Below are 24,379 nucleotides of genomic sequence, written 5' to 3'. Positions count from 1 at the left end.
CCTATTTAGAAATTTTTAAACGAGAGATAACTATGCCCGACTTGTCATCAGGACTTTGCATATAAAACAGATCGTACAATTTGCCATTTGCCCAGGTATCGATCATATTATCATAAAATTTGCTTCCGGGATTACCCGATTGGCCACCGGGATACACGCCATGCCCTTTTGGTGTTTTGCCCAGCTCTATAACCATTCTCCAGGAAGGGCCATTGGCTTCGCTCAATGCGTTAATGGTTGTTTTTGCGCCTCCTATCTGTAAAACCTTCGATCCAAATCCAGGTATTTTGGCCAGATGCGGCACATTGGTCTGTTTTACATTTGCCCAGTCCCAATCTTTGTTTATCGGCCCAAAGCGTCTTTCCAAACTATCGCAACTATATTTAAAAGCTTCATTAACCAGGTCAGATAATGTCTCTTTTTTGCTGGTATTGATGTTATCATACCATGTTGCATTGGGTTCTTTCAAAATCATTTCAACTGTACGGTCTCTTGATGGGTAACGCATCGGGATTCCTTTTACCTCAAATTCATCCGCCCAGATATTATACGATAAGCGTTTGGTCCATATTTCGAATACGCTGGCTGCAATTTCATGGGCATCATAACGTTTGTTCCATTTACCCAGGTAAGCTAACGCTTCCTTTTGTGTTGCATTTAACTGTTCGTTGTTTAGTAACGGTAACAGTGTAGGGACCAGGTTTTGTGCCATGATGCTGTAATTGTCGGTTTGCATCAAGCGGATACTGTCTAAAGTAGCCTTGTTCATCGCCGACAAGCGATCGTTGATCCGTTTACCCCGCTCGTAAGGTGCAAATTCCCAATTAATGTAATATGGGTAAGTGGTATCAGTAGAAGACTGGTTGGCCGAGCTCACAAAACCGCGTGGCGGATTCTTAACTGTTGGATTCTGTGCATTTGGGATCCATCCCTGCCAATCGTAGGCCGGATCGGTACCATCCAGTATAAATTTGCCCTGGTCTTTCCATTTTAAAGGGAATTTCCCATTGGGCGTAATGGCGATATCATTATCTACACTGGCAAAAACGAAGTTTTGCGCAGGTGCAGTGTAAAAAGTTAAAGCCTTGCGGTAGTCGTTATAGTTTTTCCCACGGTTTAGGTAATAGAAAGTCATGAGCTCGTTAGACTCATCATGTGCAATCCATCTCAAAGCATCGCCAACAGGTACATTGTTGGCCCTGCCATATTTTGGTTTTTGAAAATATACTACCGGCCCGTGATGGGTGTAGTAAACGGTATCGACTTCATCTTTTCCGCCACGTATTTTAATAGTTTCTAACCGTTTGGTTGTGGCTTTCCATTTATTGTCGTACCAATATTCATTGTGGGTCGAATCCTTAAACTTGATCTGATAAAAATCCAGCACATCGGCAGCAACATTGGTTACACCCCAGGCTATTTTTTGGTTGAAACCTATAATTACCCCGGGCGCACCAGGTAAAGAAACACCATAGGTATTTACGCCAGGTGCATGCAGTTGAATCTGGTACCAGATTGATGGAAGTGTTAAATCTAAATGCGGATCGTTTGCTAAGATCGGGTATCCTGAAGCTGTTTTAGCTCCTGAGAGTGCCCAGTTATTACTGCCAATCCCTTCTATTTTTTCAGTGGTTTTTACCTCACCGGTTTGAGCCTGAGTGAAGCTTTCTGGCGTTTTAGGTGTTGGTAAGGGAGAAAAATCCCATTTGGTGCCAACCGGGATGATCGGGTCTTCGCGGAAAGGATAATCAGGGAAAAGATTTTTGGTCACCTCCGGACCGAATTTTTTCAGGATGTTGGTCATGTAAAATTCGTCGGAACCCATAGCCAACACTGCCGACATCTGTTTTAGGAGCAAGGCACACTTTACAGGTGTCCAGTTTTCGGGTTTAAAATCGAGTATTTTGTATTCTAAGGGATAATTGGCTTTAGAAAGTGTTTTAATGTAGGCATTGATCCCCTCGGTATAAGCTAAGATCATTTCTTTTGCTTTAGGATCGGCCATCATACCCTTTAATGAGTTTTCTGCACCATAAACCATACCCATTCTGCGCTGATAGCGGTCTACCTCTATGGCTTTATCGCCCACCACTTCACTGATTCGCCCGGCTGCAAAACGGGTTTGGAAATCCATTTGCCAAAGGCGGTGCATGGCGGTTACATAACCTTGTGCCAGATACAGATCGTGATCATTTTGTGCGAAAATATGTGGGATCATGCGGTCGTCAAAAACGATTTCGATATTATCTATCGCCCCTTTAATCCTCGCTTTATGGTTAAACATAAAATGATTGTTCTCTGCATTTTGCCAGAAACCCATAAAAGGATTTAGGAATTTTAACAATGGAGGCGTACTGCCTAGTTTGGTGTTAAATAAAAAAGCTAATGCTATCGGAATGATGATGCAAAACAGGGCTTTAATTTTATTCATAATGGCTAGCTAACAAGTCTTTTGCTAAGATAGGGCAAAATGACGGTTTATGTTTAATGCAAAATACAACAAACTGTATATCAATCAAAATTATAATTTGAATTGAAATTATTATGCTAACATAATTTGTTTAATTCAAAAAAAGAATTTAAGTTTATATAACTAATAATACAAACAACCAAATTAATAATCGTTTATGAGCAGAATTTTTACACAGATCTTCTATGTGTTATTATTTGTGTACGCAGGCAACATCGCGGCACAGGCACAAAGCATTACGGTGAGCGGAACCGTGAAAGATAAGCAATCGAAAGAAGGCCTAGCAGGCGTGAGTTTAACTATCAAAGGTCAGTCTGGCGGTACAGCCTCCACAAGCAATGGTAGTTTTACGTTTACAACAACAGCTAAGCTTCCCTTTACACTAGTAGCGTCTTACGTAGGTTATGGTTCTGTAGAACAACAGATAACCGGAAGCACTTCGGGTATTAATTTGGAGCTGGAAACCGCGGTTGTATTGGGGGGCGATGTAGTGGTTTCGGCGTCGCGTACACCTGAGCGTATATTAGAATCGCCGGTTTCTATTGAGCGGATGAGCGCAGCCTCTATCAGGGAAATCGCAGCACCATCATTTTACGATGCACTTAACAATATGAAGGGTGTAGAAAGCAGCATGCAAAGTTTAACCTTCAAGTCGATTAATACACGTGGTTTCAATTCGAACGGTAATACCCGTTTTAATCAATACATCGATGGAATGGATAACCAGGCTCCGGGACTTAACTTCTCGGTGGGTAATATTGTGGGCATAACCGAACTCGATGTAGATAATGTAGAACTTTTACCAGGTGCTTCATCTGCCCTTTACGGTGCGGGTGGTATTAATGGTACCTTGTTGATGACTTCTAAAGATCCCTTTAAATATCCTGGTGCAAGCTTTCAATATAAAACAGGGGTAAACCATGTTAACGATGATAATAGCAGTGTGCAGCCTTTCAATCAGTTAGATGTACGCATGGCAAAATCATGGAACAATAAGTTTGGCGTAAAAGCTGCATTTTCATTCCTGCAGGCCAAAGATTGGATGGGTAATAATTACGCTAATTTTGATCGGGTTTCCAGAAGTGTAAAAGGTGGTGATAGAAACAGTGATCCAAATTATGATGGTATAAACAGTTATGGTGATGAAGTTAGCCAGAATATGCGTAATGTAGCCTTAAGTGTGCAAAATGCAACCATTGCTGGGATAAGTGCTGGTTCGGGTGGTTTAATACCAAACATTAAAGCATCAATGGATGGGGCTTTTGGTGCTGCTATTCCAAATGCAGCACAGCAAGCCGGATTTTTGGCAGGCTTGCCTGCAGCATTGCGGGGACCAGTACAGAATTATTTCCCTTTTTATGTTGGTTTAAAAGCAGGTTTAATCCCTGATCAGAATATTTCCAGAACAGGCTATAATGAAGAAAACCTGGTTGATTATGATACCAAATCGTTAAAGGCATCCGGAGCGTTGTATTACAACATCAGTAATACTGTTCAAGTGGTTGGACAGGCCAATTGGGGTACCGGAACTTCAGTTTATACTGGTTCTGACCGTTATTCTTTGCGTAACTTTAATATAGGACAGTATAAATTAGAGGTAAAAGGTGAAGATTTTTTTGTGAAAGCCTATACCACTCAAGAGCGTTCGGGCGATTCTTATATTTCTTCTATTTTGGGTAGTTATGTTAACGAGATATCTAAACCCTCAACAAGTTGGTTTCCGCAATATATAGGTAATTATGTTGGGGCAAGAGCAGCAGGACAAAATGATGCTGCCGCACATACATTTGCAAGAGGAATCGCCAATCAAGGTCGTTTTGAGCCGGGTAGTCCACAATTCGAAACTGCGAAAGATAAAGTGATGAATACCACGATCAGTGCAACAAGCATTAATTCTGTCGATCCATCAAAAAGTGTATATGGAGCGAAATTCGATGATAAATCAAATCTATATCACTACGAAGGTATGTACAATTTTACCAACCTTTTCGATAAAGTGGTAGAGTTTCAGGTAGGCGCATCTTATCGTTTATATGACTTAAATTCGGCCGGAACTATTTTTAACGATTTAAATGAATCGATCGATATTAAAGAATATGGTGCATTTGCACAGATCGGCAAAAAGCTCTTTAATGATAAAGTTAAGTTTACAGTCGCTGGCCGTTATGATAAAAGTCAGAATTTTGAAGGCCGGTTTACACCTAGGATAACCGGAGTATTCACGGTTGCTAAAAACAACAACATCAGGGTTTCTTATCAAACAGGTTACCGTAATCCAACCACACAAAACCAGTACATTGACCTTTCTGTAGGTGGAGGATCTCAAAGATTGATTGGTGGCCTGCCGGAAATTATGTTCAATAAATACCATCTTGATAATAATAAGGCATTTACTGATGTAAGTTACCGTGCATTCTTAGCATCAGCAGCTGCAACAGGAACGCCTAACCCGGCATTATTGCAACAATATACTTTTGATTCAAGAGGTGTACGCCCCGAGAGTGTGCAATCTTATGAGTTAGGGTATAAAGGCTTGCTTCTTCCAAATTTATTGATTGATGCTTATGGTTATTACAATATTTATAAAGATTTTATCACCGCAGTTGATGTTTATCAGAATGTTGGCGGAAGCTTTGTGAAATATGGTGTTCCGGTTAATGCAGAAGGTAAAGTAACTTCTTATGGTGCAGCTTTAGGTTTAGATTATTTAGTGGGTAAATATACCATCAGTGGTAACGTATCCTATAACAAGATAGGCGATTTACCAGTTAATTACATTAACGATTTCAATACTCCGAAAATCCGTTACAACCTGGGTTTTGGCAATAAGGAAATTATTAAAAACTTTGGTTTTAATTTGGCATATCGTTGGCAAGATCAATTCTACTGGAATTCTTCTTTTGCCTCAGGCCAGGTACCTGCATATAGCTCTTTAGATGCGCAGGTAAGTTTAAGAATCCCTTCGGTACAATCAATTGTTAAACTTGGTGGTTCTAACGTACTAAATAAATATTATTTTACTTCTTACGGGAACCCGCAGGCCGGTGCAATTTATTACGTGGCCATTAGTTTTAATCCATAATGCTCTAATTACGCTTGGAAGGCCCTCCTTATTTAAAATATGGGGGGCTTTTTTGTGAGCTTATTCAGGTTATTATTTTGCTTTTTGAATTTTTAGTTTTGCTGTCAAGTCATGAAAATAGCCAGCAGACCATATTTCAAGTGCTTTTGGGTTCTTGATAAAACGGGAAATATCGGCCTTTACGAAGTCGAATTTAACGCTGTTAATCTTCTCGGCCAATAGTTCCCTAAATTCGGCTTCACTTATTGTCTTTTTTTTCCAGTCCCCACTATTGATGGCTCTGAGAAGAAAGTGTTCGAGGTTGAGCTCGTATCCCTTTTTAATGTACCATTCCATGTCATACCAGTCGCGGCCTTTAACGTTGGTGCCCCACTTACGGAATAGGAGTGCATGCATTTTTCCAGCAAAAAGGTCGGGTAGCGAGAGACATTTTACGTAGAAAGAAAAAGGTTGGAGCAACAGTTTTTCTTCCGTTGCGAAGCCTAACGGCGGTTCCGTATCCACTTCGATCTTAATTTTAATGTTGGCTACTTCTTTGAGTCCGTTCTGGGGAATGATTTCTTCCAGTATAAGTTCTTTCCAAATGGTTTCTGATTTTAGAAAAGCAGAGTTGATATTTGTCTTCACTGCTTTCTGTTTTTCAGAAATAGATACCTGCATGCCCAGTGCCGCAAATTCATTTATAATTGCATCCTGATATTTTTCCAGTGAGAAATCAGGATCAACAGCAAGTAATGAGAAGTCAAGATCCTCCGAAAAGCGATCCAATCCATAAAATATCCTAAGAGCTGTTCCCCCATAAAATGCTGCCTTCTCAAAAAAACCTGCACGGTTTAGTCCTGCAAGAGCAATTTCCTGCATAATTTCTCTTAATGCATCTTTAGCTTCCTCCTTATTTGTGGGATGATAACTGTCCAACCAATCCTTTATCATATTTTTTCGATCATTTTAATCAATATTTCAATACTATCTCTTTTTGGAGCATCTTCCAGCCAACTGTTCATCGCTATCGTGTCGAACTTAGTAAGGTCGCTTTCTTCCATCCGCAGATTGCCCAGTACATAGTCCCTTGCTGCGGTCAGGCTTCTTAAATTAATCCCGGCTGTTGTGGCTATCTTATCACAAAGTGCCTTTTCAGGGCTTGCAACCATCGCCATTTGGTCTGTCGAAAAACTCACCATCTTTAGTCCAAAAGCATAATAGGGAAGTGGCAGGTTGGTGTAGGTATATAGTCCGATACTGGTTTCAAATTTTCTTGATGATTTTGTCGTCATGGAAGTTACTGCAAAAACTTTTTCCGGAATGAGTCCGTAGTGGGAGAGTGCACTTTCCATCGAAAGGTAGCTTGGTCCAAGTATATGATTTGCCAATAGTGCATTTTCGGGCCTTTCAGATCTGATCGATCTGCCTGCAATATAAAGTCCCTTTTTTATTGGTTCAATCAGGCCATGAGCCTTTAATGAAAGTATTTTATCATTGGGCCTTTTGTAGTTCTTCAATAAATCGGTCAGCAGTTGATGAGTTAAGGGCTGATGTGATTTGTTTGCTATTGCTTCTCGGATATCCATATTGATAAAATTTACTAAGATAAACGGTTATTTGTCGTTTATCTTGTTTTAAAATTACATAAAATATATTGTAGTGCAAAATAATGGTAAGATAAACGGTTTTTTATCGTTTATCTTGTGATTATTTTACGTTTTAAAGCCACTCAATTCAACGTAAGTATTTTTTCAATAAAAAGGTTTAATTTGTAAATTAACATCAGTTAGTGTAAAACTTACACTATTAAATGCATCTTTTCAAAAAAAAGCTACACCCCTTTTATAAAATATTTGTATTATAGTACTTTCTTAAGCACATCCCGGTTTAAGAACCATGAATTTAAAATTTTGAATAAATAAGGATGGAAGCGCAAAACGACAAACCGAATGATGCTGATGAGCTCATCGAAAAAGAGCAGGAAATACAGCATTTAAACAATCCAGTTGATATATCGGTAAAACCAATTGTAAAACAATATCTTGGTGCAGTTAAAAAAGTGAAGAAGGAGGGCAACCGTTTTTACTTTTCTGATGGCGATGCAAGAGTAGAAGTTCGGGTGGTAAGCGACGATATTATTCGCGTTCGCCTGGCTCCTCATGGCGTTTTCTTAGATGATTTTTCTTATGCCGTACCCGAAGTAGATCAAAAGGTTTCTGTTTTTAAAATGCAGGAACACGATGATCATTACACCGTTTCTACCCATGCGGTAACCTGTAAAATAGAAAAAGCAAATTTCCATATTTCCTTTTCTGATAATATTACCAACGTGGTAATGGTTGATGAGGCCAATTCTATGCACTGGGAAGAAAATGTAGATTTTGGTGGTTATTATATCTATGCAACCAAAAAATGTCACCCTGAAGAAAATTTCTTCGGTTTGGGTGATAAATCTGGTAATTTTAACCTGCGTGGCAGGCGGTTCGAAAACTGGAATACCGATGCTTACTCTTTCGGTTGGAATCAGGACCCACTTTACCGCACCATACCTTTCTATATTGGTTTGCATAATCAGGCTGCCTATGGTATTTTTTTCGATAATACTTTTAAATCGTATTTCGATTTTGGTTCGGAAGATGTAAATAAAACCAGTTTCTGGGCCGATGGGGGAGAACTGCAATACTATTATATCCATGGCCCACATATTATGGACGTGGTTAAACGTTATGCATCTTTAACTGGAACGCACCCAATGCCACCAAAATGGACTTTGGGCTATCAGCAGTGCCGTTGGAGTTATTATCCTGAAACAAAAGTTAAAGAAATAGCCAAGCAGTTCAGGGATCGTAAAATTCCTTGCGATGCCATTTATCTGGATATCGATTACATGGATGGCTACCGCTGTTTTACCTGGAATAAAAAATACTTTCCAGATCCACGGAGAATGATTAAAGAACTTTCTGATGATGGCTTTAAAACTGTGGTAATGATCGATCCGGGAATTAAGGTAGATGATGATTACTGGGTTTTTAAAGAAGGTAAAGAGAAAAGATTTTTCTGTCGCCGCAGCGACGATTATTATATGGAAGGACATGTTTGGCCGGGCCGTTGTCAGTTTCCCGATTTTACCAATCCAAAAGTACGGAGCTGGTGGGGTAATTTATACAAAGAGTTGGTAGATATGGGTGTTGCAGGTTTCTGGAACGATATGAATGAGCCAGCCGTGTTTGGTTCAGGAACTTTTCCTAACGATGTTCGTCATAATTATGATGGTTACCGCGGCTCGCACCGTAAGGCACATAATGTTTATGGTATGCAGATGGTGCGATCTACCTATGAAGGACTAAAAAAACTGATGCGCAATAAACGTCCGTTTACCATTACAAGAGCTGGTTATTCGGGCATGCAGCGTTATGCAAGTGTTTGGACAGGCGATAATATTGCAACCTGGGAGCATTTAAAGATCGGAAATATCCAGTGCCAGCGTTTATCAGTTTCTGGTGTGCCTTTCTGTGGAACAGATATTGGAGGGTTTAGCGGCGAGCCAGATGGTGAATTGTTTACCCGTTGGATCCAGTTGGGTACATTTTCTCCTTTTATGCGTGCACACTCTGCAGGCGATACCGCTGAACGGGAACCCTGGAGCTTTGGCCAGTTTTTCGAAGATATTAACCGTAAGTTTATCGAATTAAGATACCGCTTAATGCCTTATCTGTATTCGGTATTTTGGGAGCATCACCGTTATGGTTTCCCTATTTTAAGGCCACTGGTAATGCTTGAGCAAGAAAATATCAGCAATAGTTTCCGTCAGGATGAATTTTGCTATGGTGATAAATTATTGATCTGCCCGGTTTTAGAGCAAGGTGCAATCTCTAGAAAGGTTTATCTTCCAAAAGGAACCTGGTATAACTTCTGGACCAACGAAATTCTAGATGGCGGTAATGAATATACAGTTGATGCCAAAATAGATAGTATGCCCATGTTTGTGCGTGCAGGTACCGTTTTGCCAGAATATCCGGTAATGCAATATGTTGATGAGAAATCGATTACCGAAGTCGTATTGAATATCTATCATAGCGATTATGAGGTAAATTCATACATGTACGAAGATCATGGTGATACATTTGCGTACGAGCAGGATATTTATCTGGAAAAGAAATTTACTGTAAAAGGCGATACCCAGGCCATTAAGGTGAACCAGCGTAACGAAGGATTGTACACGCCTAATTATGAATTTTATGTTTGCAATGTTATTGGTGTAAAATTCCAGGTGAAAAAGATCATTATCGATAATAAAGAGGTTAAAGATTTTTATACCGACGATCAGAATATCCTACATTTTCAGTGCAATAAAAACTTTTTAGAAATACAGATCTTAAGTCTGTAACTTTTAGGCCCAAACACTGTTTAGTGTTTGGGCTTCATCTATTCTAGCCAAAACACCTATGCCAGCAGTAAAAAAAGCATCTCAACCAAAAACTGATAAACAGAAATCCGTTTGGATCCACAGCTTATTTACCGATTACGATATCGATCTTTTTCTTGTAGGAAAGCATTTTAGGCTTTACGAGAAAATGGGCTCGCACTTAATTACTGTTGATGGGACTGCCGGAACTTATTTTGCTGTTTGGGCGCCAAATGCCATTCGTGTAAGTGTAGTGGGTAATTTTAACGATTGGAACAATAGTTCGCATCCGCTGAGCATACGTTGGGATAAATCGGGTATTTGGGAAGGTTTTATTCCCGGTATTGCCAAAGGGGAGGTTTATAAATATTTTGTTAAGGGTTTTGATGAATCAGAACATTTAAAAGGCGATCCTTATGCCAGAAGATGGGAGCATCCTCCACAAACAGCTTGCATTGTTTGGGATACCGATTACACCTGGAAAGATAAAGCCTGGCTCAAAAAAAGAGCAAAAGTAAATGCTTTAGATCAACCCATTTCGGTATACGAGATACATTTAGGCTCTTGGGAACGCGATCCGGATAATCCAGAGCGCGTATTAAATTGTAGGGAGGTGGCCAGCAGGCTTGTCCCTTATGTAAAGGAAATGGGTTTTACCCACGTAGAACTGATGCCTGTAATGGAATTTCCATATTTTCCAAGCTGGGGCTATCAGATTACAGGTTATTTTGGGGCAAGTTCCCGTTATGGCTCTCCACAGGATTTAATGTACCTGATTGATGAGCTTCATAAAGCTGGTATTGCGGTGATATTGGATTGGGTTCCTTCTCATTTTCCTGGCGACAGGCACGGTTTATATGAGTTTGATGGAACACATTTATATGAACACGCTGATATGAAAAAGGGATTTCATCCCGATTGGAAATCATATATTTTCAATTATGACCGAAACGAAGTACGCTCTTTCCTGATTAGTAATGCGTTGTTCTGGATAGATCAGTACCATGCAGATGGGTTAAGGGTAGATGCAGTGGCATCGATGTTATATTTCAATTTCTCAAGAGAAGATGGTGATGCCGCTACAAACGAATATGGCGGAAGTGAAAATTTAGGAGCGATCCAGTTTTTGCAGGATTTAAATGTCGCTGTTTATGGAAATTTTGATGGGGTGCAGACAATTGCTGAAGAAAGCAGTACCTATCCCGGTGTGACCCATCCGGTACATGCCGGTGGGCTTGGTTTTGGAATGAAATGGATGATGGGCTGGATGAACGACACCCTTAAATATTTCAAGGTAGAAACGCTTGGCCGGAAACACCATCACCATCAGTTGAGTTTTAGCATGACTTATGCCTTTACCGAGAATTTCATGTTGCCTTTTTCGCATGATGAAGTGGTACATGGTAAGTCGCCAATGCTTTATAAAATGCCTGGGGATGACTGGCAGAAATTTGCCAATTTAAGGGCGCTTTATGGTTATATGTTCACCCATCCGGGTGCAAAACTCCTATTTATGGGCAACGAGTTTGGCGAAACTAACGAATGGAACTTCACTCAGTCGTTAGATTGGCATTTATTGCAATACCCGCCCCATAAAGGCATGCAGGAAACGGTTAAGGCTTTAAACTTCCTGTACAGGAAAGAGCCAGCATTATATCATTTCAATTTCAGTTATGAAGGCTTCCAATGGCTCGATGCTGATAATGCAAACGAATCTGTATTCACATTTATGCGCAAAGGACCAAAAGCAAAAGATACTTTGGTTATTGCGATAAACTTAACACCAGTGGTGCGTGAGAATTACAGGATCGGTGTTCCTTTTAAAACCAAATGGACAGAAATTTTTAATACCGACGATATTGTATATTATGGAGGCGGGATTAATAACAGGGGAGATATTGTTCCTGATCTGGAAAATTATAATGGACAGGAATATTCAATAGTTGTCGATTTACCACCATTGGCGGTAACGATTTTTAAGAGCAAGTAAAAGATTATTTGCAGTTATACCACGCCAAAACTATATGTAAAAACATGGTTTTGGCGTGGTATATGTTTTTATATTACGCCAAAAATGCATATAAAATCATAGTTTTGGCGTGACATAGTTTTTTATATTACGCCAAAACTAAATTTTTGATTACTTTTGTTGCTGTAAATTAAATGTTTATGGAACAGGTTGTAGGAAGGACCGAAGAAAAATTGCTGCTAAACAAGATTGAGAAATCTGGTGAAAGTGAGCTGATTGCTGTGTATGGGCGAAGACGGGTAGGGAAGACTTATCTAATCAGAAACGGATTTAATAAAAAAATTGCATTTGAATTTTCAGGGATTCATCATGCCACGTTGAATCAGCAGTTAGAAAATTTTAGCTTGGCACTTGCAAAAGTAACAGGAGGTCTTCCTTTGGCGAAACCAGAAAGTTGGATAGCTGCCTTTGATATGCTGATTCAATACCTCACGCCCTTAACAAAAAAAGAAAGAACAATCATTTTTATTGACGAATTTCCTTGGATTAATACGCCTCGCTCAGGATTTTTACCTGCATTTGAAAGCTTTTGGAACAGTTGGGCTTCGAGAGAAAAAAAACTCATTGTTGTGATCTGCGGTTCGGCAGCTTCCTGGATGATCAATAAAGTGATCAATAATCGTGGAGGATTGCATAATCGTGTAACCAGAAGAATAAGACTCCTTCCTTTTACTGTAGGTGAAACCGCGGCCTACCTTAAATACAGAAAAATAAAACTCGATAAGTACCAGCTCTTACAGGTATATATGGCCATGGGCGGGATACCGCATTACCTTAAAGAAATAGAACCGGGAGAGAGTGTTGCTCAGATTATAGACAGGCTTTTTTTTACCAAAGACGGTTTGCTTTTGGAAGAATTTAAGAATCTTTATTATTCATTGTTCGACAAAGCAGAAAATCATATTGATATTGTCCAGGCATTGGCAAAAAAAGGCAAAGGATTAACACGTACCGAAATTATTAATACCTGTAAGCTAAGTAGTGGTGGTTACGCTACGCAACTACTTGCAGAACTTGCAGAATCTGGTTTTATTACGCCTTATATTCCCTTTGGAAAAAGTAGTAAAGACTCTTTATATAAACTAACCGATGAGTACTCGATATTTTACCTCAAATTTATTGAGGGCAATAAAGCAACGGGCGCTGGAACCTGGCTGAAATTTTATTCCGGTACATCATGGAAAAGCTGGAGCGGATATGCCTTTGAAAGTATCTGTATGAAACATACTTCTCAGATTAAAAAAGCAATAGGGATAGATAATGTTTATACCGAAATATCTGTTTGGCGTTATTTGCCAAAGAGCAGAGAAGAACAAGGTGTGCAGATTGATTTGCTTTTTGATCGAAATGATTCTTGTATCAACATATGTGAAGTTAAATTCTCTGTTGTACCTTTTGAAATTACTAAATCTTATGAAAAGGAATTAGCCAACAAACTAAAGGTATTTCAATATCAAACCCGAACAAGAAAAGCGTTGTTCTTAACTATGATTACAACTTATGGAGTCGCAAATAGTGAACGTTATCCAGGTTTGGTACAAAAAGAGATTACGATGGAAGTGCTGTTTAACGATTAAACAGACTGGTGAAGCAACTTAAATAAGAAAAGCCTCCCATTGCTGGAAAGCTTTCTTAAACTCTGGAGTGGAAGCTTCCAGAGAGGGTGCAAAGATACAATAACTCTTTTCTCCTGCAAGTATTATTTGCTAAAAAAAATATGGCAGTCTCCCGCCGTAAGTTATTCCTATCGATTGGTATTTCAAATTCTTTCCATTATCAGCAAAAAAATATCGGTTATTATCTACCAAAAACATTGCCATGTCAAAAACGTCATTGTAGAAAATTTCTAACATTGGCTAGCTATTGAGATGCTTGCAATCTTGAGGTTTGTTCTGTTTGTTGATAAATGTCAATAACAAGCTTTTACGGTTCCGATAAGGAGGTAATGAATGAAGTGAACGAATAATGTGGTGCTGGCTCAGCGTACTTTTGTATCAACGAGCAAACAAACTATTTTTTTACGTCCACATCCCAAACTTACATTGAAAAGACGCTCTTGTCTATCTTTCTTAGTGTTTGTGCTTTGTTTCATGCCTGCATATTTACATGCACAGTGTGAAAATACAGCACGTACTTATGCAAACTTTCAAGGTTCATACGTTGATGGGTTAGGTATTTTGGGCGCAAATTTATATGGTAGTATCTCAGACGCACCAAACGCCATAAATGGGCAAGTTAAAGATGCATCAACATTATCTGTACCGATTGGGATTCTTGGTCTTACAGGGTCGGCTACACAATTTCTCGAATTTACTACCGATGGTACCAACGCCAATAAACGTATAATAGCTGCAAATACACCTGTAACGGTGAAATTAGCACTTCCAAAAGAATTACTGGGGCTTTTAAGCAGCTTTGAAATTGGTAGTTTTACTGGCCTCCATGCAGTTGCCGGAAACAAGCCTTTAATCGGATACGGAAATGATCCGGGCTATGATGCAACCCGGACTCCAATTTATACATCTGCAAATATTGCCGGCGTAATCGGGGGGGGAGGCGAGGTCGAAATTATTGTAACGCCAACGCAGGCTTTTAATGGAATCTACATCAAAATTGCCGGTGCTGTTGTTTCTACTGCATTGTCAATGAAAGTTTTTCATGCTTATATCATGGAACTCAGCACAGGTTCTATTAATTGTGATGAAGCGATAGATGTACTCTCAGGTGTAAAGCCAACTGCTTTGGGAGGAATTGCAAACTTAACAGGTACCGTTACCAATCCCTTTAATGCCATTGATTCGGATCCAGATAGTTATGCACTGATTGATGTAGGGGCATCTATTCTAAATCAGGTATATCTTACAACAGTCTTCAACAAACCTTCACAGCCTGCTGATTCTGTTACCATTATCCTTGAAAATCCTGGAGGGGGGCTATTAGATCTTAGTCTTTTAACAGGCTTTACCATACAGCCCTATTTAAATGGCGTTGAGGCTGGGCCGGCATTTAAAAACACAAGTACGTTTTTGAACCTGAAGCTATTCCCGGGCTCATCCAGTAGATATTCGCTTACTTTTCCCGTAACCGATGTGTATGACCGTTTAGAGATAACCATGGGTGGATTAACAGGCGCTTTTAGCCGTTTAAGGATTTACGATATCAAACGTAAGTTAGCGAAACCGAGAACACTGATAGATCCATCTACTACTGATGAGAAGATCATTTGCCAGGGAGGATCAGCAACCTTTTCGGTTCAGAATGCGCAGGCATGTACCGAATATAAATGGTATGATGCCGAAACAGGAGGTAATTTATTACATACCGGTTTAACCTATACACCATCATCCACACTCGCTGCTGGCGATTATAATTATTACGTTCAGGCCAGCAGAACTTATTGCGTTACCGCGGTTTCAGATCGGTTAAAAGTAAAGCTTAAAGTTAATCCTCTGCCAACGCTTGCCGTACCGGGTGTTACAATCTGCAGCGGATCTACAGCACTACTTACTGTTACCACACCTGATGCTGGTTTTACTTATAACTGGTATTCATCATCTTCCGGCGGAACGCCATTTAATGTTGGTACAACTTACACTACACCTGCCTTAACGGCTGCTACTATTTATTATATAGAGGCTGTTAACACAACAACAGGATGTAAAAATGCAGGCGGTGCCCAACCTGTAGAGGTAAAAGTAAAACAGTATGCTCCTGTTCCTGCAATTGTTGGTGCTGTTACGATGTGTGGTGGTACAAGTGCAACATTTACAAATGCTTATCCAAATGGAGTATGGAGTGCTAATGATGCAACTATTGCGACGATAGATGCCACTGGAAAAGTTACTGCAATTGCGGCCGGAAGTGTTGTAATTAGTTACACCGTTGCTGATGATGCCACCTATTGCGGGAAGAAAGTAGACTTTAACTTAACGGTAAATCCGCAGCCAAATTTAACGTTAGGGCCAGATCCGAGCATTTGCGAAGGATTAACCACAACCAAAATTACTTATACCAATCCCGTTTTTGATCCCATTACCTATAGCATTTCTTGGACAGGGAATTTACTTCCCGCTGTTTCAAACCAAACTTTACCTGCAAACGAAATTACCATTACTATCCCCCCAACCACGCCTGTTGCTGTGTATCAGGGGAATTTAACCATTAAAAATGCCTATGGCTGCGAACGCGTTCTCCCTTTTAGTTTCAGGGTAAAGCTCGTGCCACATAAACCAACAGTATCTATTAATTAAAAAGAAAATAAATTATTCATCCCTAACAAATTAAAATCATGACAAAAAAATCTACAAAACCTAATTTAAGGATCTTTGCATTCTTACTGTTTTTATTGCCTCTGGGTGCTTTTGCACAAACTCCAAATGTGTACCTCTGTGGAACAGGTACAGTGAAATTAAATCCAACTTTTACAGGGTACACGCCGGTTAATGGTGATAAAATTGTGTGGACTGTTGATGGAACTGCACAAACTCCGGTTGTATTTGACGGAACAAATGCATTTTACCAGGTTCCTACAGGATTAGCTGTAGGAAATCATACTTATGCTGTTCAAGTTCAGCCAGCTGATGCGAATCTTTGTCCTAGTGATGCTTCCGATAACACAGTGGTAGAGAAATTGCCTACACCACTAATTGCTGTAGCTGCACCTGGAAGTGTTTTTTGTACTGATCAGACAGCCTCAACTATATTTACAGCAACTAAAGATATTTCCATTACCTTACCTACTGGTGTAACCATGACTTATGTTTGGGCTGCAACTCTCGGCGGTACTGCAGTAACCGATATTACAACTTTAGGGGCAGCCTCCGCTTCTGGAGATACTTTTACGCTTAAAGCTGGTGTAGCTCCAGGTGCGTATATTTTCACTGCTGTTGGAAGTTATGCCACAGGTGGTGTTCAGATTGTGCCGGCAACAACTTGTACTGCAACTGCATTTAAAGCAATCACTGTTACTGTTAAACCAGGTAAAGCCACTATCGCTGTAGCGCCATAAGGTGTTATTGCTTACAAGGTTTAGCCATCATGATGTTTAACAGATTAGGGGTAATTGTGTTCGGCGTGCTCCTGTTTTGTACAGGGGCATGCTTTGCGCAATCTTCCAATCCGAATACGCTTAACCTTAAACCTGGCGTCACCGTTAAACTCAGGGCCAACGGTACTGGCGCTACCTCTTATCAATGGTTCAGAAATGGAAACGCCATTTTAGGTGCCACCACGCAAGATTATGTGGTAAATACCGCAGGAAAATATACCGTTATCACTTTTAGCTTAGGCGGCTGCAGTTCCGATCTGTCAGAAGAAATGGAAGTGGTTATGGAGCCGGTTATATCAGCAGATGTGTCTATTGTTAAAAGGTCAGAAAGCAGGCCTGTAATCAATACGGAGGTATTTAAATACAATTTATTGGTACGCAACAACGGACTTGGTGAGGCTACCAACATACAGGTAAAGGATGATCTTCCTGAAAACCTGACGTTTGTAAGTGTCGATCCTACGATTGTAGGTGCTGCAAGTTATAACGAGCAAACCAAGACCGTTTCCTGGGCGATCCCATCGCTAGCCAATGGCAGTTTTGTTGAGCTGATTATTAATGTAAGGGCAATGAAACCTGGTAATGTTGTGAATAGTGCCACGGTTACCATCAATGAAATAGATCCGGATCCGTCAAACAATATATCGGTTGATACCAAAGAAATTACCGGACTTAAAATTCCGAATGTATTTACGCCGAATGGTGATGGAAAAAATGAAACCTTTTTTATCGAACGTCTCAATAGTTACAGCGAAAATCAACTTACCATTATTAATCGCTGGGGTAGTACGGTTTACGAGAAAGATGGCTATTTAAACGATTGGGCAGCGAATGGTTTGGTAGATGGAACTTATTTCTATGTACTTAAAGTTAAAACCACAACTTCTAAATGGCAGGAATTTAAGGGCTATGTTACAGTTATCAGATAATGGAGCTAAAATGTGAGGATATGAAAAAGATAATTTTAACAGCATTATTTAATTTAATCGGCCTGTGCCTCTTCGCGCAGCAAAATGCACAGTTCGGTCAATATGTGTTCAATGGTTTATACATCAATCCCGCTTATGCAGGCTATAAAGAAGAACTATATATGCAGGCCTTTGTACGTGCACAATGGACAGGTATTCAGGGCGCCCCCCAAACGCTGTCTATCGCTGTAGATGAGGCAATTAAAGAAGAAAGTTTAGGCCTGGGTTTATTGGTGTCCAAAGATAAAATAGGTGCGCAGAGCTCGCTAAACTTATCTGGAAATTTTGCCTATCGCATTAAGTTAGACCGTACCGAAACCAATGTGCTCGCATTTGGTGTTGGAATTGGTGTATTGCAGATGGGCCTTAATGGGAGCCTGCTGGATCCAACTGAAACCGGCGACAATAGAATCCCTACAGGGTATGAAAGCCGGATTGTACCTGACATTAGGGCTGGCGTACATTACTCGAATGAAAAGTTCTTTATTGGTTTCTCAGCCAATAACCTGCTTACGCAATATCTCCCAGCTTTTAGGGATAATAATTTGCTTAATATTACTTCTAAGCCACATTTTTATTTAACGGCGGGAATGGTATTTCCCATAAACAATGATTTTATGTTTAAGCCGACTTTTTTGATCAAAGACGATCTGAACGGTCCAACTTCTTTAGATCTGAATGCTTTTTTAATGATCAAAGAAAAACTTTGGTTAGGTGGCGTATACAGAACCTCTGTAAAGCTCTACCCTAAACCAGAATTACCAGACAATTTAACGGCAAGAAGTGCCATCGGGTTAATTGCCGAATTCTTCGTGCGCGAAAACCTCAGAATTGGCTATGGTTATGATTACAGTTTAAATAAACTCGGTAATTATGATTATGGATCGCATGAAATATCTATTGGCTACTACCTGCAAACTGCAAAAAGCCGAAGGCCAAAGTGCTATTTTTAGTAGCAATCTATCCTCATTCCTTACTCAATTGCTTTTATTAACGATTACATATCTCTTTAGAGTAGTTCTAGAGTGATTTGTAGTTTTACTCCTATGGATAAATGAATATTTTGAATCTCTTTACTTTATCATATTCTTAAGGGGTACCTAGGATTTTATGCTCAAAAATAAATTAGTGAGATTTGTTTTCTATAATCGGTCGATCACTCTGCAAGGTTAAAAAAAATGCTTTATAACCTGAGTTCGATAATTATTTTATGATAAAATTGTAATCATGCTAGTAAATATTTATATTTAAGTATCTGACATTCAAATATTTATATTTACAAAGAAGCATGATTACATACGATAAAGTTACCGATATTTTCTGCATAGTTGACGAATTCTGCATGAACTTTAAGCAAAACACTAAAAACTTCATAATTGGAAAGGTTTCCAGACGCCCACCTACAATGTCCGATAGCGAGGTCATCAGCATTTTGCTATTGTTTCATATGAGCGGATTTAAATGCTTTAAGCATTATTATATCTTTTACTTACAGAAGCATATGCAGGATGATTTCCCAAAAACGGTATCCTACAATCGCTTTATAGAACTTACCCAAAGTGTGATCATGCCATTAACCATATTCCTTAAAACATGTTGTTCGGGTTCGTGTACCGGGATCTCGTTTGTAGATCCTACTCCGATCAGGGTTTGTAAGAATAAGCGTATCAAAGCCAACAAGGTATTCAAAGGCACCGCAGAGGTTGGGAAATCTACAATGGGCTGGTTCTATGGCTTCAAGCTTCACTTGGTTATCAATGACAGGGGCGAAATACTGAATTTCCTTATCAGTCAGGGAAATATGGATGACAGGGAACCCTTAAAAAGGGAAAGCTTCCTTAAAAAGATATTTGGGAAGCTGTTTGGAGACAAGGGCTACATCTCTAAAGAGTTATTTGAAATCCTTTTTACCGATGGCTTACATTTGGTCACGGGCATCCGTAACAATATGAAAAACAGCCTTATGAGTATGAATGATAAGATTATGCTCAGGAAGAGATCTGTTATAGAAACCGTGAATGACGAACTGAAAAACATCTGTCAGATTGAGCATTCCAGACATCGTTCATTCATAAACTTTATCGTAAATATCCTAGCAGGATTGGCCGCATATAGTTTTTTCCCAAAGAAGCCATCTATAAAATATGAAACTGTCAAAACCAATCAATTGTATGCTTTTTAATTGTCGAGTTCAGGTTTATAGTAGACTTTAAACCTTATAATGGTCTTAATAGTCTACTATATTTTTATGTTTCAATTGAATTCGCTATTATTAAGGGTCTAAAGTCTATCCCTATTTGTGTATGCTCGAATCCCGTAAGGTATTTTTGGTGAACGCTGTATTAAATTATTTCAGCAGTTTATGCCCTATAACCTCTGGATTTATCCAGGAAATAGAAAAAAATGTAGAGCCTCTTTTAATCAGGAAGAATAAATACATTTTATCGCCTATTGATAATAATGATTATGTTTTTTTTGTAGTGTCAGGTTTGGTAAGAGGTTTTATTAAAGATGGTAATAATGAGATTACCACCTGGATCAGTTTAGGAAACGAATTTATTGGGGCGATTCAGCATCCTGATGAAAACATTCAGCACTCTATTGAATATTTGCAGGCATTGGAAAATTCAGAATTAGTTGCCATTCCGCATTTATTGATTGAAAAGCTTTACGCCAGTTATCAGGAAACGAATGTTATAGGCAGAAAGATTTTAGCACACCAGTATCATGCCGCCGCAGAGCGGGCCATAATTGCACGGATTCCTTCAGCAGAAAGACGTTATGAAAAATTCCTGGAACTAAATACTTTTGATGTATCCAGAGTACCTTTAAGGTGCATAGCCAGTTATTTAGGCATGCGTTTAGAAACACTTAGCCGCATACGCAGTAAGTTGGTAAGAGAGCTGCCGTAGTGAAATAAAAGAAAATGTTTCTCAGTTGATCATGATGATTATAACAGGTTAGCCCGATTCATGCGGAAAGAATACTCATTTAAACACTATGTTTACATAACATTATACACTTTTTACATATTGATGTACAAAATTAAATTTTGCATATTAAACACTGCTTTTGTGTTTAAATTTGGTTAAGTAAAAATTAAATCAACGGGACGATTTAGATTACCACTATAAGCCACTCTGCTAAGGGAGGCTTATTTTGTTTTTAGCTTATAGTTTCCAATCCAATTACGCCTTCATGTAATACCATGTATATTGTTAATGTTTCTGATTAATAGTATATTTATGGTATGGAAGTACTCGTTATATTATTGGTTTTTTTACTTAGCATTCCCTGGAAAAAGATAGGGAAGTTGCTTGAATTCAAAAAATAGCGCAAACAAAGTATGAACGAAACGCTCTGGAACAGCGTACAGCAATTTGATTTCGATCATCCATCGGGCGAATACATTTTTTCGATCAGATTGGCCAGCGCAAACCGATGGACAAAAGACTTTACCGAAAAAGCTATCCTCGAGTATAAGAAGTTTATGTATCTGGCCGCCATTTCGGATGTAATGGTTCACCTTCTGCCATTGTTGATGTGGTTCGGCAGCAGCACCTCATATTCTCTCAATCTTATCAGGCAAGGGTGATAGTTTTGACGGCGGTGGCGGTCCATGACATTTACCTTGTAGATTTGTGAATAGAATATAAACTAACCATTTCAATATTCTGATTTATTAACAATAAATTCAAATCTTCATCAAATCTTAATCTTTCTGCTGTAATATTGCAGGCATAAGGGGTGAGAGCCTTATATCAACTTCACTGTTGAGAGCGTTAATTTAGATAGAGGATGTAGCCAGAGGCTACATCCTTTTTTCATTTAAGCGAACAACTTTTATTTTTATTAAAGCACCCGATAAGCAATAAAAAGGCCAGTTAAATATTAATATACTGGTGTGAGATTTGTCTCTTCCAGCTCCTTCAACAAACCTGGCACCTCGTTCCAATGATTTATTCTTTGATGATGATCTTTCTCAATGTTGTGAAATGCTGTAAACATTAAGGGCTTTCCTTTGCAGAAATCGAGATTTTTACAATGATCATCAATTAAATAATCGGTATCTATAATGCTTTTGTCACCACAAAAGATGATATTTTTCCAGCTGATAAAAGGGAAATGCTCTGCAAGCCATTCGCGTTTTTCGAAGAGCGATAAGGGGAATTCCATGGCAGCCGAAACGATATAGATCTCATAGTCTTCCATAAGAGTTTTTACAGCTTCAACTGCACCTTCCATTACGGGTAGGTTTCTGAAAAAGCCTGCTCTGTTGCAGATCTTCATGACCATTGCCCTGTCTGGAAAAAGTTCTTCTTCCGATTTACCTTTTATGTCATTTCGTGTAAGCGAAATACCTGTTTCTGCCTCGTAAGTTTGGAGTATATGGTCTTCTATGTCAGCGAGAACGCCGTCCATATCAATGCCTATTGTTCTTTTCATGATGTGCTATATTTTGCAACAAAAGTATTTATTATTGCATAATATCGCAAATAATTATCGCGATAAATTTATATATTTGCAATATATTGCAGTATTATGGTAAAAGAAGAGCGCCTACAGATCATTATAAATACCCTGGAAAAAGATACTAAGGTACGGTTGAACGAATTGAGCACATTGTTAAATGTATCAGAAGATACTGTACGCCGTGATATTAAAGAACTCGATATGCAGGGGCTACTCAGGGCGGTTAGGGGTGGTGCAATTTCCCCTTCGCCCATTCCACAGCACTACCGTGATCGGGAAAAGTACAATCAGCAGCATAAACAAGCCATTGCAAATAAAGCCCTGCAGTTTTTGAAAGATGGTCAGGTGGTGTTTTTCGATGGTGGTACCTCGGTAGTAGCGCTGGCTGCCGCTTTGCCTAAAGATTTAAAAATCACCATTATTACCAATAGCTTTCCGGTTGCCAATATTTTGGAAGATCATCCCAGTGCCGAAGTGATATTTGCTGGCGGAAGATTGCATAAAACAGCATTTACCACGATAGGACAAGAAACTATCGATGCCTTCAAGAAGGTTCGGGCGGATGTATGTATGCTGGGTATCTGTAGTTTGCACCACAGCATGGGCATCACCTCTATTGTATATGAAGATGCTCAACTAAATAACATCATGATTAACCAGGCGCAGAGGACTATTGCGCTCTCGGCACTCGAAAAAATTAATACCGTTGAGCCCTATTATGTTTGCCCGGTTACCGATGTAGATGTAATTATTACGGAAACAGATCCTGATAATACGATCCTGGAGCCTTATAAACATTTGGGGATAGAGGTGGTTTAAATTATATCTTATAGAAAGATAGACGATTTTTTATGAAAATACAGATCATAAGTGATCTACATCAGGAATTTGGTGTTTCTGAATTATCTTTTGAAAATGCTGATCTGGTCATTCTGGCGGGCGACATCAATTTAGGAACAAAAGGTATCGAATGGATTAAGGAGAACATTCCAGACAAACCTGTAATTTATGTTTTAGGTAATCATGAATATTATAAAGGGACCTATCCTAACACGCTTAATAAAATAATAGAAGCGTCAAGAGGTTCGAATGTTAGCGTGCTGGAGAATGATAGCATTGAATTCGAAGGAATAAGGTTTCATGGAGCAACTTTATGGACAGATTTTTCTCTTTTTGGTAATCCTGTAGAATATGGTATCATATGTCAGGCTAAGATGAATGATTATAAATTGATCAGGAGAGATCCTTCATATTCAAAATTAAGGACAATTGACACCTATAAAATCCACCAGATTTCTAAAAACTGGTTACAAAAAAGTTTAGCGGAGTCAAAGTCTGATAGAAATGTGGTTATTACCCATCATGCTCCTAGTGTAAGATCTATTCATGGGGAATATATAAACAATCCTGTTTCATCAGCTTATGCTTCAAATCTTGAGGATATCATAATCAAATACAAGCCTGCTTATTGGATTCATGGTCATATTCATACTCCGCTAAGGTATAAGGTTGATCAAACGGAGATTATCTGTAATCCACATGGATATATAAATGAAAAATATAATGGTTATGAAAAAGAATTGATCATTGAAATCTAGATCAACTAATTGGTGATGGATATTCTAGTAAAAAATAACCGATCCTTAAACTCAGCTTTCAGTTCGCGTCATAACGGTGCAAATACCCCTTAAATAAGAAAAGAGACAATCTATCCAGACTTGTCTCTTTTTTCTAACCAAATATAAACCTGTTATGAGCCAGGCTTTGTCTTTAATCTTCTATCTAAACCTGGGTTTTTCAAGAAAATGATTTATCTTTTTTAGTGGTGATAAACATCGTTCCGTTTATTACTCTACAAATATAGTAAAAAATTTGATAGTGTAAAAAATACACTAAGAAAAATTTAAGTATTTTTTTTGTCAT

At 39.0% G+C, this 24,379-nt stretch carries 17 protein-coding genes; 13 read left to right on the top strand and 4 right to left on the bottom strand.

Annotated elements, in window-relative coordinates:
• Position 1: 1 nt before the first annotated feature.
• The gene (locus QF042_RS21375) at positions 2-2,431 is read right to left on the bottom strand and encodes a penicillin acylase family protein (protein WP_307532125.1); all 2,430 of its coding nucleotides are present in this window, start codon (positions 2,429-2,431) and stop codon (positions 2-4) included.
• A 196-nt stretch (positions 2,432-2,627) separates the two neighbouring features.
• Here QF042_RS21375 and QF042_RS21370 point away from each other — a divergent pair, with 196 nt between their 5' ends.
• Positions 2,628-5,552 (top strand): TonB-dependent receptor, encoded by a 2,925-nt coding sequence (locus QF042_RS21370; protein ID WP_307532124.1) that lies wholly within the window; start codon positions 2,628-2,630, stop codon positions 5,550-5,552.
• A 72-nt stretch (positions 5,553-5,624) separates the two neighbouring features.
• Here QF042_RS21370 and QF042_RS21365 read toward each other — a convergent pair whose 3' ends face one another.
• A complete protein-coding gene (locus QF042_RS21365; protein WP_307532123.1) occupies positions 5,625-6,485 on the bottom strand; it encodes a nucleotidyl transferase AbiEii/AbiGii toxin family protein in 861 nt (286 codons plus the stop codon).
• Positions 6,482-7,120, bottom strand: coding sequence for a hypothetical protein (locus QF042_RS21360; protein WP_307532122.1), 639 nt, complete (start codon positions 7,118-7,120; stop codon positions 6,482-6,484). Before QF042_RS21360 ends, QF042_RS21365 begins: the two co-directional genes overlap by 4 nt.
• A gap of 338 nt (positions 7,121-7,458) precedes the next feature.
• Between QF042_RS21360 and QF042_RS21355 the strand changes: the two genes are divergently transcribed.
• From QF042_RS21355 to QF042_RS21310, 10 genes are all read left to right on the top strand, one after another.
• On the top strand, positions 7,459-9,921 hold the full coding sequence (locus QF042_RS21355) for a glycoside hydrolase family 31 protein (RefSeq protein WP_307532121.1): 2,463 nt from the start codon (positions 7,459-7,461) through the stop codon (positions 9,919-9,921).
• Between the two features lie 58 nt (positions 9,922-9,979).
• Positions 9,980-11,929: a 1,4-alpha-glucan branching protein GlgB gene (gene glgB / locus QF042_RS21350; protein WP_307532120.1), complete on the top strand. Its 1,950-nt coding sequence runs from the start codon at positions 9,980-9,982 to the stop codon at positions 11,927-11,929.
• A 179-nt stretch (positions 11,930-12,108) separates the two neighbouring features.
• Complete coding sequence (locus QF042_RS21345; protein WP_307532119.1) at positions 12,109-13,545, top strand: ATP-binding protein; 1,437 nt, start codon at positions 12,109-12,111, stop codon at positions 13,543-13,545.
• A 513-nt stretch (positions 13,546-14,058) separates the two neighbouring features.
• Positions 14,059-16,218, top strand: coding sequence for an Ig-like domain-containing protein (locus QF042_RS21340; protein WP_307532118.1), 2,160 nt, complete (start codon positions 14,059-14,061; stop codon positions 16,216-16,218).
• 38 nt (positions 16,219-16,256) lie between these two features.
• Entirely contained in the window at positions 16,257-16,976 is a 720-nt protein-coding gene (locus tag QF042_RS21335) for a hypothetical protein (protein WP_307532117.1), read from the top strand.
• A 29-nt stretch (positions 16,977-17,005) separates the two neighbouring features.
• A complete protein-coding gene (locus QF042_RS21330; RefSeq protein ID WP_307532116.1) occupies positions 17,006-17,944 on the top strand; it encodes a gliding motility-associated C-terminal domain-containing protein in 939 nt (312 codons plus the stop codon).
• 20 nt (positions 17,945-17,964) lie between these two features.
• The gene (locus QF042_RS21325; protein ID WP_307532115.1) at positions 17,965-18,936 is read left to right on the top strand and encodes a type IX secretion system membrane protein PorP/SprF; all 972 of its coding nucleotides are present in this window, start codon (positions 17,965-17,967) and stop codon (positions 18,934-18,936) included.
• Between the two features lie 335 nt (positions 18,937-19,271).
• Entirely contained in the window at positions 19,272-20,165 is an 894-nt protein-coding gene (locus QF042_RS21320; protein WP_307532114.1) for an IS982 family transposase, read from the top strand.
• Between the two features lie 121 nt (positions 20,166-20,286).
• Positions 20,287-20,895: a Crp/Fnr family transcriptional regulator gene (locus QF042_RS21315; RefSeq protein ID WP_307532113.1), complete on the top strand. Its 609-nt coding sequence runs from the start codon at positions 20,287-20,289 to the stop codon at positions 20,893-20,895.
• A gap of 434 nt (positions 20,896-21,329) precedes the next feature.
• Complete coding sequence (locus QF042_RS21310; protein ID WP_307532112.1) at positions 21,330-21,578, top strand: hypothetical protein; 249 nt, start codon at positions 21,330-21,332, stop codon at positions 21,576-21,578.
• Positions 21,579-21,874: 296 nt separating this feature from the next.
• Here the strand turns inward: QF042_RS21310 and QF042_RS21305 are convergent, their stop codons facing one another.
• The gene (locus QF042_RS21305; protein WP_307532111.1) at positions 21,875-22,429 is read right to left on the bottom strand and encodes a 5'(3')-deoxyribonucleotidase; all 555 of its coding nucleotides are present in this window, start codon (positions 22,427-22,429) and stop codon (positions 21,875-21,877) included.
• A 96-nt stretch (positions 22,430-22,525) separates the two neighbouring features.
• Here QF042_RS21305 and QF042_RS21300 point away from each other — a divergent pair, with 96 nt between their 5' ends.
• Entirely contained in the window at positions 22,526-23,275 is a 750-nt protein-coding gene (locus tag QF042_RS21300) for a DeoR/GlpR family DNA-binding transcription regulator (protein WP_307532110.1), read from the top strand.
• Between the two features lie 32 nt (positions 23,276-23,307).
• Positions 23,308-24,054: a metallophosphoesterase gene (locus QF042_RS21295; protein ID WP_307532109.1), complete on the top strand. Its 747-nt coding sequence runs from the start codon at positions 23,308-23,310 to the stop codon at positions 24,052-24,054.
• The last annotated feature ends 325 nt before the right edge of the window (positions 24,055-24,379 follow it).

Source organism: Pedobacter sp. W3I1 (assembly GCF_030816015.1).
In the GTDB taxonomy this organism is placed as follows: Bacteria; Bacteroidota; Bacteroidia; order Sphingobacteriales; family Sphingobacteriaceae; genus Pedobacter.
Note: the sequence above shows the minus strand (reverse complement) of the source record. Positions and strands in the feature narration are given on the sequence as shown.

Bases quoted from the DNA above. Each gene is read 5' to 3' on its own strand.
- QF042_RS21325 (WP_307532115.1), top strand. From the start codon at position 17,965: ATGAAAAAGATAATTTTAACAGCATTATTTAATTTAATCGGCCTGTGC.
- QF042_RS21340 (WP_307532118.1), top strand. From the start codon at position 14,059: ATGCCTGCATATTTACATGCACAGTGTGAAAATACAGCACGTACTTAT.
- QF042_RS21355 (WP_307532121.1), top strand. From the start codon at position 7,459: ATGGAAGCGCAAAACGACAAACCGAATGATGCTGATGAGCTCATCGAA.
- QF042_RS21365 (WP_307532123.1), bottom strand. From the start codon at position 6,485: ATGATAAAGGATTGGTTGGACAGTTATCATCCCACAAATAAGGAGGAA.
- QF042_RS21320 (WP_307532114.1), top strand. From the start codon at position 19,272: ATGATTACATACGATAAAGTTACCGATATTTTCTGCATAGTTGACGAA.
- QF042_RS21360 (WP_307532122.1), bottom strand. From the start codon at position 7,120: ATGGATATCCGAGAAGCAATAGCAAACAAATCACATCAGCCCTTAACT.
- QF042_RS21375 (WP_307532125.1), bottom strand. From the start codon at position 2,431: ATGAATAAAATTAAAGCCCTGTTTTGCATCATCATTCCGATAGCATTA.
- glgB (WP_307532120.1), top strand. From the start codon at position 9,980: ATGCCAGCAGTAAAAAAAGCATCTCAACCAAAAACTGATAAACAGAAA.
- QF042_RS21305 (WP_307532111.1), bottom strand. From the start codon at position 22,429: ATGAAAAGAACAATAGGCATTGATATGGACGGCGTTCTCGCTGACATA.
- QF042_RS21335 (WP_307532117.1), top strand. From the start codon at position 16,257: ATGACAAAAAAATCTACAAAACCTAATTTAAGGATCTTTGCATTCTTA.
- QF042_RS21300 (WP_307532110.1), top strand. From the start codon at position 22,526: ATGGTAAAAGAAGAGCGCCTACAGATCATTATAAATACCCTGGAAAAA.
- QF042_RS21315 (WP_307532113.1), top strand. From the start codon at position 20,287: ATGCTCGAATCCCGTAAGGTATTTTTGGTGAACGCTGTATTAAATTAT.
- QF042_RS21345 (WP_307532119.1), top strand. From the start codon at position 12,109: ATGGAACAGGTTGTAGGAAGGACCGAAGAAAAATTGCTGCTAAACAAG.
- QF042_RS21310 (WP_307532112.1), top strand. From the start codon at position 21,330: ATGAACGAAACGCTCTGGAACAGCGTACAGCAATTTGATTTCGATCAT.
- QF042_RS21330 (WP_307532116.1), top strand. From the start codon at position 17,006: ATGATGTTTAACAGATTAGGGGTAATTGTGTTCGGCGTGCTCCTGTTT.
- QF042_RS21370 (WP_307532124.1), top strand. From the start codon at position 2,628: ATGAGCAGAATTTTTACACAGATCTTCTATGTGTTATTATTTGTGTAC.
- QF042_RS21295 (WP_307532109.1), top strand. From the start codon at position 23,308: ATGAAAATACAGATCATAAGTGATCTACATCAGGAATTTGGTGTTTCT.